The sequence below is a fragment of the Spirosoma agri genome, assembly GCF_010747415.1.
Lineage (GTDB): Bacteria > Bacteroidota > Bacteroidia > Cytophagales > Spirosomataceae > Spirosoma > Spirosoma agri.
The window spans coordinates 2103766-2122120 of sequence record NZ_JAAGNZ010000001.1 but is presented as its reverse complement, the minus strand read 5'-3'; the positions used below and the strand labels follow the sequence as shown (position 1 = coordinate 2122120).

Below are 18355 nucleotides of genomic sequence, written 5' to 3'. Positions count from 1 at the left end.
TAGCACACAATGCCTACTAAGACGAACGTGTCGATCAATCCTAGCCTTCTTCATATTGTTTTGTTGTTAGAGTGTATGCTGGTTGAGTAAATGCTGGTATTGACTTATGCGGGCTGCTCCTGTCTCCAGGCTTTGGGAACCTGTTGAATAACCGCTTCGAACTCCCGCGCCCGACGTTCCCACGAGTTGGCTTGCGCAGTATCGACCCGTTCCTGCATCCGCTGCGAATCGTTATCGGCCAGAGCCCGGCGAATGGCCTGGGCAAATGCTTCGGGTGTATCGGCCAGTTCAATGATCCCGGCAAAATCGTCCAGGATTGAGAACGGCGTTGACACCACTGGCAGTCCGGCAGCCAGATATTCATTGATTTTCAGAGGATAGATCGTATAGGTATGCTTGTTACAAACAAACGGAATGATCCCGACACTCAGCCTGGCCAGCAAAGGCGGTAGCTCTTCGGGCTGACGGGGTGGTATGAACGTTACGTTTGAAAAACCACCTAAACGCTCCGTTAATTTAGGCTCAGGCACTTCACCGATAAACTCAAAATTGACATCAGGCATTGTCCGGGCGCAATGTTCCATAATATCGATGTTAACCCGGTTATCAGCCGTTCCCAGATACCCCACAACTGGCGTCACGGGCGGCTGCTTCTGAGCAAGTTGGCGAGTCTGATTGAACAGATCAAAGTTCGCGCCATTTTTGACGCAGAAGGTGTTCGGCTGCTGGGCAGACTTATCCTGACGTAGTGTTTCTGAGGTAGCGATGACCGCATCGACCCGCCGGAGGTAAGCATCTTCGTACCGCTGTCCATGCCGACTCATCCAGTCACCGGCAGTTGTGATCTCGTCAAAGCAGTAATAGATGGTAGCGCACTCGTTCAGCTTTCCCAGCAAAGGCAACCCGACAACCGGATTGAACGCGTTGATAACCAGTGGCCGGTGCATGTTCAGTCGACGCATCACATCGCGAACACCATTGACTAGTCGGTCGGTGTTCCAGCTAAGTAACTGGTCATGTGTCCGAGCGGCCAGCCAGTTGATCGGCATCATGACGGGCGGAGACCAGACGTACAGTTCCCCGCCATGTTCGGTCGTTATTTTGCTCAGTGGGTTGTTGAGGTGCATTATTTTCCGAACCGGAATATCCGGTCTCCCCGCCATTCCCTGTGCCAGATCCTTGATGGTATACAGATAATCGACAAACAGAATCCGATGGTTCACCGACAGTTCGGTCATAAGCTGCACGACCGCTTTTTGAAAGTCGCCCTTCCAGGACGTTTGCGCAATGCAGATGATACTATCAAATTGCTTCATAGGGCCGGAACGAATGATTGGTGTTGATCAAGGACTACTGGTTTTGTGGCCGGCCGACTATCCCACCGGTAGCAGGTAGCGATCAGCATCGTGCTGATGTATATGATGCCGTTCGTCGGGAATTGACCTAATACCGGGTTGGAGTAACCCATAACGGCAATTCCGACGAATTCAGCCAGGAATCCATACATGACTTTTACCATCCAGGGGTCTTTAAGCTGCCAGACCTGGTAGATGCCAAGGCCCACGATGCCAACCAACATAAGTAAATACAGCGTGACACCCACACGACCGGTTTCCATCCAGAGCTCTATGTACCAGCTGTCGGGGGCTATATGAGCCGCCCAATGCCAGGGCGAAAACCGGGCTCCTCCATCGGTCGACGTGCCAATACCCGCTCCAAAAGGTAAGTCCTGTAGGTACGCCCGCATCTTGGCCTGATTCTGTAAGCGCAGAATGAACGATGGATCATTTAACGGGGTCATGGCCGAACGCATGCGCTGCACCTGGTAATTCGAACTGCCCACGCTGGTGAACATCAGGAGCAAAATGAGGGGAATAGCCAGCACCACGCCCGTAACCAGTTTGGGAATGTCGCGCTTCAGTAGCAGGTAGAAAGCGAAACCGGCAACCATAACAAAAAGGGCGCTACGTGTTCCGGAAACCGCGTATCCCCAAAAATACACCAACGCCAGAAAGGCAAAAAACAGCTTGTTTTTTACTGCTTTTTCTTCAAAAACCCGAGTTATAGCGACCAACGTTGCCCCTGCCATTTCCGCCCCAAACTGGGCCGCATCGGAGTAGAACGAAAAACAGCGAAGCTGCCCGAACAGCATGTGCGTAATGGCATTGCCGCCACTGTTCAGCCAGATCCACTCGCTCTGCGATAAGCCAAAGTATTGTTGCTTGAAACCCCAGAGTGCAGCAAAGAACGACCAACCTAGCCACGAGTTGACCATGACCTGCACGTCTTTACGCGTAATGGGAATAACCAGCACCATCATGGCAACCAGAAACCATTGAAGCGAAAAGGCGCGAACATGCAGAAACCAGGCTGGGCGATAGGGGGCTTCGGGATTTAACAGTTCGATAACGGTGTAGAGAAACCACAAACCAATCAGCACGAACGCCGGACTGCGCAGTCGATACCATTCCATGCGCTGACCGTTGAAAAACAGACTGAACAAAATCAGAAATAGCAAGCCATCGATCAATACGCCCACCGGAACAGAGGTAGGTAGGAACCGGGCAAACCCGATGATAAAAACGAGTTGCAGATAAACGAATAAGCCAAACCGGGGCTCCATCAGAATCAACCCCACAATCAGCAGTGCGATTGGCGCACCAATAGCCGCTACCGCCCCGACAGGCCCCATTCTACTGACCAGGAAGCCCATACCAATGGTGTACAATCCACCGGCGAGTGTGTACAGCCAAAAGTAGTTCGAGAACTGGTTTCTCAGAAAAGAAGCCGATTGTGCCATAATGAATCAGTACGCCAAAAGCAACTATATGAGCGCGTCGACAGCGTTGGCCCGACGAACTTTTTCCCATGTTCCCGACTGATTGCCACGCAGATAGCGGACCAGTCCGGCCAGGGCGCAGACGTTCATAAACGTAAAATAGAACGGAACGAAAACCAGTTTCCAGCGCAGTTGCCGCTTCTCAAGGATGTATCCCAGCCAGGCCGCGCTGTAAAACAGTATCTGACCGGCCATGAGCAGCCCCCAGCCCGACGCCCAGCCATCCTGAATAACCAGCCCCAAGTTGAGCAGCAAAATCAGGGGAAGACACAAGGGTGTGACGGCCCAGCGCATCACCCGATGCGAGACATATTCGAAGGTGAGCAGGCCATGCCGGAACGGGTTCAGCAGATTTTTCAGCCAGACCATCGACTGAAATCCACCAGCCGCAATCCTGATCTTTCGCTTCTGTTCGTCCACAATGGAAAAGGATGGTCGTTCGAGTGCGTAAGCCTCCGGCTCATATTCAACCCGATATCCCCGTTCGGCGATCAGGAGGGAAATCATAAAATCATCCAGGATCGTATCCGTCGAGACGGGCTCATACAACTCCGTACGAACGGCAAATAACTCTCCGGCAGCCCCAACGATCGTGTGCAGTTCAGCATCCCACTTTTTCAGTTGGGATTCATACTTCCAGTACAGCCCTTCACCCGAACCAGCCGCCGATTCGCTGTCGGTCGTTTGAATCCGCTTCTCGCCGGCCACTGCCCCAACGTTTGGATCGCGGAAGTGACGGACAATATTCCGGACAGCTTCGGGATTCAGCTGCGTATTAGCGTCGGTAAAAATCACGATGGGCGTTTTGATCTGCTGCATGGCCCGGTTCATGGCCGCTACCTTGCCACGCCGTTCAGTTCCGCCAAGAATGTCGAGTGCCTCCCCGTAGGTATTGCGCAGATACGCATCCGAATGATCCGTTGACCCTTCTGTCACAAACAGAAAACGAATGTGTTCGCGGGGGTAAAGCTGCCCCAGTGAATTGGCTACCTTGGCGGGCAGACAGTCAACTTCATTGTAGGCCGGTACGATCAGCGTTACGTCGGGCGTAAAATCGTCCGATATCTCTGTCACTGCCGGTCGTTTGGGCCGCATTTTAATGAGCGCCCAGACCACAACGCCATAGCCAAGGTAGGTGTAGAGTACAAGTCCAATACTTATGAGTAGCAGTATTTCCATTCGTCTATCGTTACTAATGTCGCTCAGGCAGCCAGCGCTACGGGCGACGGTGCTGGTACGGGTTCTTTACTCGGTTTATGGGTGAAATTCCAGACAATAGCCTCCTTCACTGCCTTCAGGTAATCGGGTTGCCATTGAATGGTGTATTTAAGCAATGCCTTGGGAATGGCAACGCCAAAGTAGTAGAGATAAAAAATCAGCAGTTGAAAGCCCGTTACGTTCCGACGCATAAACCACAGTCGGTTCCGGGTGTGGTAGTACACTTTCATCGGGTTCATCTTGCCAACGCTCATCGACTCCCGGTGGTAGATCAGCCCTTCGGCCTGGTAATAAAGCTGAAAACCGGCCCGCCGAATCCGCGCTGACCAGTCTAATTCTTCATAATACAGAAAAAAGCTATTATCCAGAGAGCCAGCCCGTTCCAGTACAGCTCGACTAACCATCATGGCCGCGCCGTGCGCAAAATAAGTAGGTCCCGATTTATCGTGTTGACCCTTGTCGGGTTCCATCAACCCTATCGACCAGGTACGACCCGTGTACGGATTCAGCGGATGATAGCCCGCAAACTGGATAATGGTGGGCTGATCGTGATACCGAATTTTGGGACAGACCAAACCAACGGTCGAATCGCGAAGAAACGGCTCCAGCAGCTTCTCCAGCAGATCGGGGGTAACGATGGTGTCGTTGTTCAGAAAGAAATAGTAATCACCTTTTGCGTAGGTAATACCCAGATTATTGCCACCCGAAAAGCCCAGATTATCGGGGCTTACGACGACCGTTACATTCGGAAAATTACCCTGCCGAATGCGTTCGGTAGGGTCTTCGGTAGAGCCGTTGTCAACGACAATGATTTCGAAATGGGGATAGGTCAGCTGCCGGGTCGATTCCAGCATGTCGCAGGTTACCACCGCCTGGTTGTAGTTGATGGTAATCAGCGAAATGAGCGGTAGCGTGTCTATACGTTTTCCTTCTGCCATACTGCTTTTAGCGTTTTCAGAAGTATAAGCATATCGGTTCGAAATGAATAGCTTTTGGCGTACAAAACATCGAGCTGAATCCGTTCCATATCGGAGACTTTGGTTTTACCGCGCTTCGTAACCTGCCATAACCCCGTCAGCCCCGCCGGAGCCGCAAAACGGCGGGCATACCCGATCGTGGTCAACTTTTCGGCCTCGTAGAGTGGTAATGGCCGATTGCCGACAAATGACATATCGCCCCGCAGAATATTGAATAGCTGAGGCAGTTCATCAATACTGGTGTTCCGCAATATTTTACCCAGTCGGGTCACGCGGGGATCTTCCTTAAATTTCGAGAACATGGCTTTCGCGTTCTGTTCGCGTTGGTACAGCGTTTCGCAGATTTGCTTCTGGTCCATGAACAGGGGTCGCTGACACAAGGTACCGGCGAGCTGGCAGACTTCGCATCGGTCATCGTCTGACTTTTCGACCAGCGGTGCATTATACATATTCTGCGACGCCATACTTGCCAGGAGTTTGTCGGCTCCGGTACTCATGGTTCGGAATTTATACATATCGAAAATCTTGAACCCCGTTCCGACCCGCTTGGAGCTATAGAAAACCGGGCCTTTGGAGTCCAGCTTGACCAGAATGGCCACAATCAGCAAAATGGGGGAAATTAGGGCCAGTATGACGAACGAGACGGCAATATCGAATAGCCGTTTACCAATCGGGATACGAATGGATACAGACTTTTGATTGGCGTGGCCGCTCTTTTCGTATTCTTTCTTCTGAACCAGGTAATTCAACCGAATACGCAGCGCATCTTCCGAATAATTGTGCGGAAATGCATCGACCACGCGTCCATGAAAGGGGGCGACTGTCAGATCGATATCCGTTCGGTCGGTCAGCAAAACCACAGGCAGATTGCCGGGCTTGCGTTTGGCCTCCAGCGCCTTCAGAAACGAGTTGCTACCCAGATCATCGTTGAATATGATCAGATCAATTTCGTCATGATCGTTCAGTTGATCCAGCGCCGACCGTCCATCAGGTACGCCGATAACATCGATCTGTGCGTCGAAAGTCTGTCGGAACGAATTGATCATTCGGTCGTCTTTTTCAACGTAAAGCACGCGGAACGGCTTGATGCCTTCTTTTACTGCCTGCATGTTTGTCCTGAATTTAAGTTCACCGTTCATCGGTCGACATTAAGACATGTCTGCACTATTCGTTTCCATTCGACGCAATACGCTTCTGATCTTCGCTTTCACCTCAATTGGATTGAATGGTTTTACGATATAATCGTCAGCCCCCAGCTTGAGAAACTTGATTCGGGTATCACTGTCGGAATACGTCGACAGAATGATAATGGGTAGTTTCTGAAAGAGCGGGCTTGCCCGCAACGTGCGCAGCAGGTCGGTACCATCCATAAAAGGCATCTGAATGTCAGACAGGATGATATCAACTGGATTTCCCTCTTCCAGCCAGGTGACAGCTTCGATGCCATTTTCTTTCGTAATGACGTCAAAGTCGTCCTTCAGGGTTTGTCTGAGTACTTTACGGATAAATGGATCATCTTCGGCAACTAAAACATGGTAAAGTGATTTCATCTCTGGATTGCGATTAAGCTACTTAAAACCGGATATTTACTAATGATAAGTACCAATTGTTCGTATTTGTAAAGATAAATAAATGTTAACGTATTCTAATATACTAAAAAATAAAAAATTAACCTAATTCTTAACAAATATGGTTACGTATATACATAAAACAAATAAAAACACATATTTTAATTATTTTAATACAATAACCGCCTGTAATAATCAACTACTTTAGTTACCGTTATTGTCCCATGAATACTATAATATACAATCATGTAAATTATCGGTGTATGATAGCTTTATACAAAAAAGCGGTCTGAAAATGCATTTACGCGTAAAACTCACCTTTGCCAAGATGCCACATCGCTTATTCATGACTAAGCATAGAGCGAAACAAGTCAACCGGTTTTTATTTTTAGACAGCGTAAGGCGCATTACGTAACGGGTTAATTTAAAATTCATACCAATTCAACTGTCCTTTAAATATACACTCTTGACTGTCAACGAATAAATACGATCAGTTAAACTGTTGATTAACTAGTTATACGTTCACCTATAGTGTATAATCATCCGTAATTCAGTTAACAGGACATATTACCGAATCGACCATACTAGGTTAGGCTTCGATTCCTTATGATAGCTGATCAATACTAAAAAAATATTGGGTATTTTTACTCATACCCTTTTGGTCCGGCTATCGATCATTCACAGACCCGATACAACCCTCTCTCCTCGTTAATTTCGAGAGTTAATGTCTTTGTGCTGCCCTGGAACAGACAATGATTTGTAATGTTTGATGAATCACTGAATCTTTGCATCACTGACGGCGAAACAGAGTTAATCACTCACTAGTCGGGCTTGGGGCCGGCTACAGCTCGTTTCCCTGATCAGTCACAACCTGATATTGATGGAACAGAATCCACCGGCTGGTCCGTTACCATTCTATAATACGACTCGCTTATGTGGATTTCAATTGCCCGTGGGATACTAAAACTGCGGTTGCTTTGGCTCATCGTTCTCCTTGCTGTCACCATCGGCATGGGCTACCTCGGCACCAGTCTGCAACTCTCCTACCAGGTTGCCCGTGTCCTGCCCTTGTCTGACAGCACCCAGCAGCATTACGAAGATTTCAAACGACGGTTCGGCATCGACGGGTCCGTTATGATCGTAGGCTGGCAAGACAAACGTTGGTTCGATCTCCCCGTCTACCAGTCCTGGTACGATATGACGGAGCAGGTCCGGAAACTTTCGGGCGTCAAAGACGTACTCTCGACAACCCGGCTCTACACCATTGCCAAAAAAGATACGGCCTGGGGCATCAACCAGATTGTTTCGCAGCGGCCACAGACGCAGCAGCAGGTCGATAGTCTGTCGAAAAGAATTCTGTCGCTTCCTTTTTACGATGGGTTGCTCGTCAATCCGGATACCCGCTCGACGCTGATGGCGATCTCGCTCGACGAGAAAAAGCTGAATACCAAAGATCGACTTGCCATCGTCGCTTCGATTCGTCGTTTTGGAGATGCCTTTGCCAAAAAGACTGGCGTTACGATCCACTACTCTGGCTTACCGTCCATCAGAACCGAAGTATCGAAACGCGTGGCGGGCGAAATGAAGCTATTTATGGCATTAGCTGCCGCCGTAACCGGTCTGCTGGTATGGCTGCTGTTTCGCTCCTGGAAAGTGGTGGTCATCTCCCTGACCGTCGTCCTAATGGGCGTTTGCTTTGCGCTCGGCATTCTGGTGCTTTTTGGCTTCGACATCACCCTGCTGACGGGTCTGGTTCCGCCCCTTCTCATCGTTATTGGCGTTCCCAACTGTGTCTTTCTGGTCAATAAATACCACGCAGAGCTGGCCGAGCACGGGCAGAAACAGCTCGCGCTTGAAAACGCCATCCGTGAGATTGGTCTGGCCTCCTTCCTGGCCAACGTGACCACCGCTATTGGTTTTGGCGTCTTTTACTTTACGGACAGTCGACTGCTTGTCGAGTTTGGCCTGGTGGCCGCCATTTCTGTACTGGCGGTCTACGTCATTTGCCTGTTCATGGTGCCGATCATCCTTAGCTACCTGCCCGTTCCTAAAATGGAACCGGAAGAATCGACACAGATCACGATCTGGCAACGGGTTTTAACCCGTATTGATGGATGGGTCCACCACAAGCGTCCCCTGGTATATGGTCTGATTGCGGCTATCACCCTGATCAGCGCGATCGGTCTGCCCCTGATTCGGGTAGAAGGGTTCGTAGTCGACGATCTGCCCAAAAATGATCCGGTCTATAACGATATGCGCTTTTTTGAAGCCCAGTTCAAAGGGGCCTTACCGTTTGAGGTGATGATCGACACGGGTAAACCCAATGGTATTCTGTCCGGAACGGGTGAAGCGCTCTACCGGATCAGGGCGATGGAGCGAATCATTGGCCAGTATCCGGAGTTTTCAAAGCCCCGTTCGCTGGTCGATGCCATCCGGTTCGCGTACCAATCGTATCGGGGTGGGGCGCCTAAGTATTACGTCCTGCCACCCGCTATGGCCCTGCGTGACATGGTAGCCGAGGCCCCCCTTGGCGCAACGTCCTCGTCACTGACCCGCGCCTATGTAGATAGCACGAAGCAGGTGGCGCGGGTGAGTTACCAGATGGCCGACATTGGTTCTATCCGACTCAAGCAGGTATTAGGCACCTTGCAGCCACGGCTTGACTCGCTCTTTCGGGGCACCAATTACACGGTTAGCCTGACTGGCCATAGTCTGGTATTTTTGAAAAGCAATGATTATCTGCTCGGTAATCTTTACGAAAGCCTGGGAATCGCCATTCTGCTGATTGCAATGGTTGGGATGGTGTTGTTCCGGTCGGTGCCCATCATTCTATTGTCTAAGCTACCCTGCCTGATACCACTGCTGGTGACGGCGGGCATTATGGGGTATGCCGATATTGCGTTCAAGCCATCGACCATCCTGATTTTTAGCATCGCCTTTGGGCTGTCTTCCGATGGTACGGTTTATTTTCTAACCAGTTATCGGCAGCAACTCCGGCGGGGCCTGGCACCGGGAGACGCTATTTCGGCGGCTATTCACGAAACGGGCGTTAGTCTGATCTACACCGCCCTTATTCTAGCGGGCGGCTTCTCCGTTTTTGCCGCATCTGGTTTTGGCGGTACGGCAGCCTTGGGTGTTCTGGTAGCGACAACGGTATTGATGGCCTGCCTGACGAACATGATCTTGCTCCCGGCGCTGTTATTAAGTCTAAAACGATATCGGGTTTAATGAGGTCGGCGTTTGTTGATCGATCTGTGATTAGCGATCACGGGACCAACCACGTTACGACAGCTAGCTAACTGACCATCAGGTAGTATTTACTAGAAATTACGCTGTGATGGGAGCGTTGGCTACGAGTCAATTGGTTTGCTCGTCGGGTATACGTGTACTGCGCAAAAAGATTCTGATGATACCACTCTCAAGCCTTGGCGAACGTATCTGTATTTTGGGGCCGTCTAACAGCGGCAAGTCGACCCTTGCCACTGCCATTGGCCGGAAACTCAACCTGGAAGTGGTGCATCTCGACCAGCTTTATCACGCGCCAAACACGGATTGGCAGGCACGGCCCACGAGCGAATTTTTAGCCTTACACGAGGCCGTAATTACGCGTGATTGCTGGGTCATAGACGGCAATTACTCTGGTTGTATGAAGCAGCGTATCGAACGGGCCACAGGATTGATCCTGCTGGACGTTTCTGTTTCGACTAGTCTGGTACGATACGTCTACCGGACGCTCGTTGAGCGCCAAAGGTACGGAGGATTAGACGGAGCACCCGAACGAATTAAATGGGATATGCTGCATCATATTGCTGTCGTAACGCCCATAAACCGAAGTCGGTATGAGCGTATGTTTCACACGATCGATCTGCCTAAGATACGCTTATCATCAGTCCGCCAAATCAGCCAGTGTTACCAACACTGGAACTTGCCTTGAGTTAAATCGTTGATTTGGGTACGGACGTTAAACAGTTAGCGTCTGGTATCAAATGATTGGGGCGTTTACGCCATCCCCTCCTGCTTATGGCCGCAAAAAAAATACTGATCGTTGAAGACGACCGGCGTATTGCTCAGAATATCAGCCGGGGACTTCAGGATGAAGGCTACAGCACTGAAGTCGTTTACGAAGGGTTGAATGGTCGGCAGGCGGCTTTGCAGCCAACCGTCGATCTGCTAATTCTGGATCTCAACCTACCGGGCCTGAGTGGCTTTGAAGTATGCCGGTCTGTTCGGGCGGAGCGTCCGCTCCTGCCGATCATCATTCTGTCGGCCCTCGGTGAAATCGACGATAAGGTCGAAGGACTGGCACTGGGAGCGGATGATTATCTGGTCAAACCGTTCGATTTCCGGGAACTCATTGCCCGTGTCGCGACCTGCTTTCGGCGGCAGGCGCTGAGTTTAGCGGCTGATGAGAGCCAGGAAATCTGGCAGGTCGCCAACCTGACCGTCAACGTTACGACCAAAGAAGTTCGACGGAGCGATACGTTAATCGACCTGACCGCCCGTGAGTTTGCGCTGCTGGAATACATGATCCGCAACCGGGGGCGGGTGTTACCCAAAGCCGACATTGCGGAAACGGTCTGGAGCCTTAACTTTGATACGGGCACGAACGTGGTTGAAGTCTACATTAATTACCTGCGCCGGAAAATCGACCGCGACTTTGAGCCTAAATTAATCCATACCCGTTCCGGGATGGGCTACGTGTTAAAAGAAGAGTAAGTAATGATCTCCGCTTATGACCATCCGCAACCGAATCGCGCTCCAGTTTTCGCTGATTGTCGCGTCCATTCTGGTCGCGTTTTCGGTGCTGATCTATTTTGTGTCGGCAACGTATCGCCGGGAAGAATTTTACGAACGGCTGAAGAACAAAGGCCGGACAACCGTCCGCTTTCTGGTTGAAGTGAAAGAGGTGGATCAGGAGTTGCTCAAAATCATCGACCGCAACACGCTGACGGCGCTGATCGACGAGAAAGTCCTTATTTTTGACGCACACAATCGATTGATCTACAGCAGCGTAGACGATCAGGTGATTCATTATAACGCCCGGTTGCTGGAAGAGGTAAGGCAGCAGAAAGAAATTGAAACGTTCAGTGGTGGTAACGAATTGGTTGGCATTTTGTACCAGCAGAACGGGCGCGATCTGGTGGTGCTGTCCTCCGCCTATGATCAGTTTGGTAAGAGCAAATTGGATAACCTGCGGCTTACCCTCGGCTGGGGTCTGCTGGGTGGATTAAGCATCACGATCGGACTGGGGGTTTTCTTCGCGGGTCAGTCCCTGCGGCCCATCAACCGCATCAATGAGCAGGTATCGGCCATCACCGCCCGCAACCTTCAACAACGACTCGATGAAGGAAACCGACGGGATGAGCTAGGTCAACTGGCCATCAATTTTAACGATGTACTGCACCGGCTGGAACAGGCGTTCGAACAGCAGCGAAATTTTGTCTCCCACGCGTCCCACGAGCTTCGAACACCACTGGCCGCGCTGAAATCTGAAATCCAGTTGGGGTTGCGTCGACCGTTAACGGTACCGGAACACGAAAAAGTGCTGGTCAATCTCTTGTCTGACACGGATCGTCTGATAAGCCTGACGAACAGCCTCTTATTTCTGGCCCGAACGCTGGAATCAATTCAGAGTGTTCCGTTTCAACCCATCCGCACCGACGATATTCTCTTTCTGGCCAAGGATGAATTACTCAGCGCCAAACCCGCCTATACGATTCAGATCGATTACGAGAACATTCCGAATGAAGAAACCGAAACGCTGGTGAACGGCAACGAAGGGCTACTCAAACAGGTCATGCTCAACCTGCTCGACAATGCCTGTAAATATTCCCCGGACCATACGGCTCAGGTACGCATCAGCACCGACGATCAATACTGCCGGATCGCGGTTCATGATCGGGGTATCGGCATTTCGGACGCTGACCGCCAGCACATTTTCGAATCATTCTACCGGGCTCCCAACGCGATGGTGTACGACGGTTTCGGCATTGGCCTATCCATATGCTACCGAATCATCGAACTGCACCAGGGTACGTTCACGGTTGACAGCCAGCTCCATGTTGGCAGTACGTTTACCGTTTCGCTACCCCATGTGTGATGCATGGCCGCTGCCGGGGAATACTAAATAAGCTCTAATTAATTTCTAATGTATTTCTAACCCTGCCCTAAGTTCGCTCTAAGTACCCTGTAATCGGGCGATCTGATCTTTGCTGCCGTACTTAATCCAGTAAAATGCGGTTGCTGCTAGCGTCCTTCAGTTTTTTTCTTTTTGCCCAACTGGCACATGGTCAGCCTGCCACCCAGCAAGCCAATGTGCCTCAAGATACCCTTACGCTCACTCTTCAACAGGCCGATAGCCTGTTTCTAAAAAATAACCTGCAACTGCTAGCCGAGCGTTTTCGCGTGGATGCCAGTCAGGCACAGGTCATTCAGGCTGGTCTTTACGATAATCCAACCGTTACCGTCGAGCTTAGCACCTACAATAACGAAACCAGACGGGTGCTGGACGTTGGTCGTCAGGGCCAGAAAACGGTAGCCATCGAGCAGTTGCTGTATACGGCAGGAAAGCGGAACAAACGCATTGCCCTGGCTTCGGAAGCGGCTCGGTTGACGGGGCTGGAAGTGCTTGACATAGTCCGGGGACTCCGGTTTGACCTGCGCACCCGTTTTTATTCCATCTATTTTCAGCGGCAGACCCTGACCCGGTTTAACCAGCAGCTGGCCACGCTACAAACGACGGTATCGGCCTACGAAAAACAGTACGAACGCAGCAACGTGTCCCTTCGTGAACTGCTTCGTCTGAAAGCGCTCCTGTTTCAACTCAGTAACGACCGGACCAGCATCATTTTTCAACTCGCCGACGATGAACGGGCGCTACGGTCCCTATTATCCGTTGACGTACCCGTTAATCCCATAGTAGCCGAAGCCACGCTAACCCGCTATCGGCTACCCGTACAACCGGATGATTCGCTTCGCCAGATGGCGCTTCGCAATCGCCCGGATTTGCTGGCGACGGAATCATTGACGCGTCAGGCCGAACTCAATTATAACCTCCAGCGATCATTGGCCGTACCCGACGTTCGGGTGGGTGGTGCTTACGATCAGGCTGGGAGCTACATCAACAATTACGTTGGCCTGTCGCTGTCTACCGACATCCCACTCTTCAACCGCAACCAGGGAGCCATTCGCGCGGCCCGTAGTCAGATCGGTTACCAGACTCAGCTTCAGCGACAACGGGCCATTCAGGTGGGCAACGAAGTGGCAACGTCACTTCAGAAAGTTCGCGAAGTCGAACGGCGGGTGCAGGGGCTTGAACAACAGTTCAGCGAACAGTTCGAACAACTGAACCGGGGCGTCATCGGCAACTTCCAGAAAGGCAACATCAGTCTGCTCGAATTTGTCGATCTGATCGAAGCCTACAACGATAGTGTCCAGCAGCTTAACCGACTCAAAGCCGATCGAGTTGGTGCCTACGAAGAATTGAATTACCTCATCGGTAAAGACCTATTCAACGAATAAAATGAAAACCAATCAACTCCATAAGCCGCTTCTGGCGGTGAGCCTGCTGTTCGTCATGTCGTGCGGACCCAAGCCCGCTCACGAAGAAGAAAAAGCGTTTCGGCTGTCAGACACCATGATGAGCCGGATCAAACTCGACAGTGTTGTCACCCAACCCGTACGCAACGAACTAACCCTGGTGGGCAAGATCGTGGCCGACGAGAATCGGGTGATCAAGGTGTTTCCGCTCGTTGGCGGTAATGTCGAAGAGGTAAAGGTCGAGCTGGGTGATTATGTCCGCAAGGGGCAAACGCTGGCGTCGATTCGATCGAGTGAAGTAGCGGATCTGGAACGGCAAACGATTCAGGCGAAATCTGATTTGTTGCTGGCCGAGAAGAATTTACGCGTCGCGCAGGACTTGTTCGAGACGAAGCTCAACTCCCAGCGCGAGGTTGTAACGGCCCAGAAAGAAGTGGAACAGGCTCAGGCCGAGATGAACCGCATCCGGGAAGTATCGCGGATTTATGGCATCGGCAAAGCGTCGATCTATACCGTAAAAGCACCCATTGACGGTTACGTGATCGAAAAGAACGTCAACCGGGAGATGCAGCTCCGTTCCGACAATGCCGATAACCTGTTCACCATTGGTCAGATCAGCGAAGTGTGGGTGCTGGCCAATGTCAACGAAAGCGACATCGGCCGGGTAAGGCAGGGCATGGAAGCGTCGATTCAGACGCTTAGCTATCCTAACGAACAATTCCAGGGGCACGTCGATAAAATCTACACCGTGCTCGACCCAAACACCAAAGCGATGACCGTTCGTATCCGGCTGAGCAACAAAGCGATGAAGCTCAAACCGGAAATGCATGCGACCGTTACGCTCCGCTATGCTGCGGGTGGGCAACTGGCAACGGTGCCGGCCAGCTCCATCATTTTCGACCGCTCGAAACGCTACGTCCTTGTCTATCGGGGTCGCGCCGACATTGAAACCCGCGAGGTCAATGTCCTCAAATCGTTGGGGAGTGTCGCCTACATCAGCCAGGGTGTGAAACCAGGCGAAAAAGTCATTTCCAAAGATCAATTGCTGGTCTACAATGCGCTGAATGATTAATTCATGAACAAACTCATCAATTCGATCGTCGGTTTTTCGCTCAAAAACCGATTTTTTATCTTCTTCATGACAGCGGCCCTGGTAATTGCTGGCATTTTCAGCTACCTGCGCACACCGCTCGAAGCCTTCCCCGATGTCACGAATACGCAGATCATTGTCGTAACCGAGTGGAATGGCCGCTCCGCCGAAGAGGTCGAACGATTCGTGACCGTGCCGATCGAGGTGGCGATGAACTCGGTTCAGCGCAAATCCAACGTTCGGTCGACGACCATGTTCGGGCTGTCGGTGCTGAAAGTTATTTTCGACGATGATGTCGATGATTTTTTCGCCCGTCAGCAGGTTAATAATCTCCTGCGCAACGTATCCCTGCCCGATGGCGTCGAACCCGAAGTACAGCCGCCTTATGGCCCAACCGGCGAAATTTTTCGCTATACGCTGGAAAGCAAAGACCGCGACAGCCGGGAGCTGTTAACGCTTCAGAACTGGGTCATTGACCGGCAACTGCGCAGCGTGCCGGGGGTAGCCGATGTCGTCGCGTTTGGCGGTCGCGAAAAAATGTATGAGCTACGGGTCAATCCAACGCAACTGACCAAGTACGACATCACTCCGCTCGAAGTGTACCAGGCCGTTACGCGCAGCAACATCAACGTTGGGGGCGATGTGATCGAGCGAAATGGGCAGGCTTACGTGGTGCGTGGTGTCGGCCTGCTGACCTCTGCTCAGGACATTGAAAACATCATCATTGAGGAGATGGGCGGCAACCCCGTACTCGTCAAGAACGTAGCCGACGTGGCCGAATCGAATCTGCCGCGCGTCGGTCAGGTAGGTCTGGATGCCAGTGATGACGTGGTTGAAGGCATTGTGGTGATGCGCAAGGGCGAAAATCCCAGCGACGTATTGGGACGCGTGAAAACCAAAATCGAGGAACTCAACACCCGTATTTTACCCTCGGACGTGAAGATGGTCACCTTCTACGACCGCGACAACCTGATCGAATTCTGTACGCAAACGGTATTGCACAACCTGACCGAAGGGATTGTGCTGGTCACGGTCATTGTCTTTCTGTTCATGGCCGACTGGCGCACCACGCTGATCGTATCCATCATTATTCCGCTGGCATTGCTGTTCGCCTTCATCTGCCTGCGCCTGCGGGGTATGTCGGCGAATCTACTGTCGATGGGGGCCATCGATTTCGGTATCATTATCGACGGCGCGGTGGTCATGGTTGAGGGGATTTTCGTCTCACTGGATCACATGGCCCACCGCGTCGGGATGACGCGCTACAACAAAATGGCGAAACTAGGGCTGATTCGCAAGACGGGTGGCGAATTGGGGAAAGCCGTTTTCTTCTCGAAGCTCATCATAATTACCGCCTTACTACCCATTTTCTCGTTCCAGAAAGTGGAAGGTAAAATGTTTTCGCCCCTCGCCTGGACACTCGGCTTTGCGCTCCTGGGTGCCCTTCTCTTTACGCTGACGCTGGTGCCGGTACTGTGTTCGATTTTGCTGAAGAAAAACGTGCGGGAGAAAAACAACCCCATCGTCAACTTCTTCGAGCGCATCGTCATGGGCGGCTTTGGCTGGTGTTTCCGGCATCGGCGGTTGAGTTTGATCGGGTCGATCTGCTTTATGGTTGCTACATTTTTCTCCTCGACCCTGCTGGGCACCGAGTTTCTGCCGCAATTGAACGAAGGAGCCCTCTGGGTCACGGCTGAACTACCCATGAGCATGTCACTACCCGAGAGCGTTGCCATGTCCAAAACCATCCGGCAGGATCTGAACAGCTTCCCCGAAGTCAAACAGGTACTCTCGCAGGTGGGTCGCTCCAACGATGGCACCGATCCCAACGGCTTCTATTTCTGTCAGTTCCAGGTGGATTTACGGCCGAAGGAAGAGTGGCCCGAGCGGCATAATGGTCACAAGCTCACGGGCGAACAGCTGACCGACGAAATGGACGTTAAGCTGCGTAACTACGCCGGGGTTCTTTACAATTACTCCCAGCCCATCATCGACAACGTAGCCGAAGCCGTGGCCGGTTATAAGGCCAGTAACGGGATCAAAATTTTCGGATCGGATGTGTACGAACTGGAAAAGTACGCCAACCAGGCCATGGATGCGGTCAAAGATGTGGACGGCATCAAAGATCTGGGCATTATCCGCAACGTGGGTCAGCCGGAGATGAGCATTCTGTTTCATGACCACAAGATGGCGCTCTACGGCGTTTCGACAGCCGATGCGCAGGCCGTTATCGAAATGGCAATCGGGGGTAAAACAGCGTCGATTCTGTACGAAGGGGAACGCAAATTCGATATTCGGGTGCGGTTCCAGCCCGAGTACCGCCAAAGCGACGACGATATCATGCGGCTCATGGTGCCGACAATGAGTGGGGGCAAGATTCCGCTCAAGGAAATCGCTACGATCCGGCAGGTAACGGGTCCGGCGTTCATCTACCGCGACCTCAACCAGCGGTTTATCGGGGTCAAGTTTTCGGTGCGGGGTCGTGATCTGGGCAGTACCATTGCCGAAGCGCAACAACGGATTCGCGAAAAACTCCAGCCCGAAAAAGGCTATTCCGTTGAGTGGGTTGGCGAATTCGAAAATCAGGTACGGGCCACCGACCAGTTGGGTAAGGTTGTCCCGATCAGTATCGCAGCCATTTTTGTCATTCTGTTCGTCACGTTCGGGAATGCAAAAGATGCGGGTTTAGTGCTGATCAATGTACCATTTGCGTTGATTGGCGGGATTCTGGCCCTGCACGCAACGGGCATGAACTTCGGCATCTCGGCGGGGGTTGGCTTCATTGCCCTGTTCGGGATCTGTGTACAGAATGGTGTGATTCTGATCTCCGTTTTCAACAAAAATCGACAGGCCAAACTACCACTCGACCGGGCCATTCGGGAGGGGGTTCAGTCGCGGATTCGCCCGGTGGTGATGACCGCGCTGATGGCTGCCATTGGCCTGTTCCCAGCTGCGATTTCGACCGGGATTGGTTCGGAGACACAGAAACCACTGGCTATCGTCGTGATTGGCGGACTCATCACGGCAACGGTACTGACGCTACTCGTTTTCCCAATCATCTACCGCATCTTTTACCGGAAAAAACTGGCAGTGGTCGCCGAGCCGGTGGCGATGCTATAAGCAA

The 18355-nt window shown here is 51.7% G+C and carries 13 protein-coding genes; 7 read left to right on the top strand and 6 right to left on the bottom strand.

The window, feature by feature from the left end; translation table 11 throughout:
- Window positions 1-104: 104 nt before the first annotated feature.
- The 6 genes from GK091_RS08690 to GK091_RS08665 are packed head-to-tail and all read right to left on the bottom strand — an operon-like array spanning window position 105 to window position 6584.
- Window positions 105-1316 (bottom strand): glycosyltransferase, encoded by a 1212-nt coding sequence (locus tag GK091_RS08690; protein WP_164036399.1) that lies wholly within the window; start codon window positions 1314-1316, stop codon window positions 105-107.
- Window positions 1313-2800 (bottom strand): O-antigen ligase family protein, encoded by a 1488-nt coding sequence (locus tag GK091_RS08685; RefSeq protein WP_164036397.1) that lies wholly within the window; start codon window positions 2798-2800, stop codon window positions 1313-1315. The genes GK091_RS08690 and GK091_RS08685 overlap by 4 nt, the downstream gene beginning before the upstream one ends.
- 24 nt (window positions 2801-2824) lie before the next feature.
- Window positions 2825-4018, bottom strand: coding sequence for a glycosyltransferase family 2 protein (locus GK091_RS08680; RefSeq protein ID WP_164036394.1), 1194 nt, complete (start codon window positions 4016-4018; stop codon window positions 2825-2827).
- A gap of 23 nt (window positions 4019-4041) precedes the next feature.
- On the bottom strand, window positions 4042-4995 hold the full coding sequence (locus GK091_RS08675) for a glycosyltransferase family 2 protein (protein WP_164036377.1): 954 nt from the start codon (window positions 4993-4995) through the stop codon (window positions 4042-4044).
- Window positions 4974-6143 carry a sugar transferase gene (locus GK091_RS08670; protein ID WP_164036373.1) on the bottom strand — a complete coding sequence of 390 codons (1170 nt, stop codon included), beginning with the start codon at window positions 6141-6143 and terminating at the stop codon, window positions 4974-4976. Before GK091_RS08670 ends, GK091_RS08675 begins: the two co-directional genes overlap by 22 nt.
- A 39-nt stretch (window positions 6144-6182) precedes the next feature.
- Entirely contained in the window at window positions 6183-6584 is a 402-nt protein-coding gene (locus tag GK091_RS08665) for a response regulator (RefSeq protein WP_164036371.1), read from the bottom strand.
- A 951-nt stretch (window positions 6585-7535) separates the two neighbouring features.
- Here GK091_RS08665 and GK091_RS08660 point away from each other — a divergent pair.
- The 7 genes from GK091_RS08660 (at window position 7536) to GK091_RS08630 (ending at window position 18351) form a co-directional block, all read left to right on the top strand.
- A complete protein-coding gene (locus tag GK091_RS08660; protein WP_164036369.1) occupies window positions 7536-9830 on the top strand; it encodes an efflux RND transporter permease subunit in 2295 nt (764 codons plus the stop codon).
- Window positions 9831-10008: 178 nt separating this feature from the next.
- A complete protein-coding gene (locus GK091_RS08655) occupies window positions 10009-10536 on the top strand; it encodes a P-loop NTPase family protein (protein ID WP_170312635.1) in 528 nt (175 codons plus the stop codon).
- A gap of 86 nt (window positions 10537-10622) precedes the next feature.
- Window positions 10623-11318, top strand: a complete 696-nt coding sequence (locus GK091_RS08650; protein WP_164036367.1) for a response regulator — start codon at window positions 10623-10625, stop codon at window positions 11316-11318.
- 16 nt (window positions 11319-11334) lie between these two features.
- Window positions 11335-12702 carry a sensor histidine kinase gene (locus tag GK091_RS08645; RefSeq protein ID WP_164036365.1) on the top strand — a complete coding sequence of 456 codons (1368 nt, stop codon included), beginning with the start codon at window positions 11335-11337 and terminating at the stop codon, window positions 12700-12702.
- A gap of 134 nt (window positions 12703-12836) precedes the next feature.
- Window positions 12837-14123 (top strand): TolC family protein, encoded by a 1287-nt coding sequence (locus GK091_RS08640; RefSeq protein WP_164036363.1) that lies wholly within the window; start codon window positions 12837-12839, stop codon window positions 14121-14123.
- A gap of 1 nt (window position 14124) precedes the next feature.
- A complete protein-coding gene (locus GK091_RS08635; protein ID WP_164036360.1) occupies window positions 14125-15213 on the top strand; it encodes an efflux RND transporter periplasmic adaptor subunit in 1089 nt (362 codons plus the stop codon).
- Window positions 15214-15216: 3 nt separating this feature from the next.
- Window positions 15217-18351, top strand: coding sequence for an efflux RND transporter permease subunit (locus tag GK091_RS08630; protein ID WP_164036358.1), 3135 nt, complete (start codon window positions 15217-15219; stop codon window positions 18349-18351).
- Window positions 18352-18355: the final 4 nt, after the last annotated feature.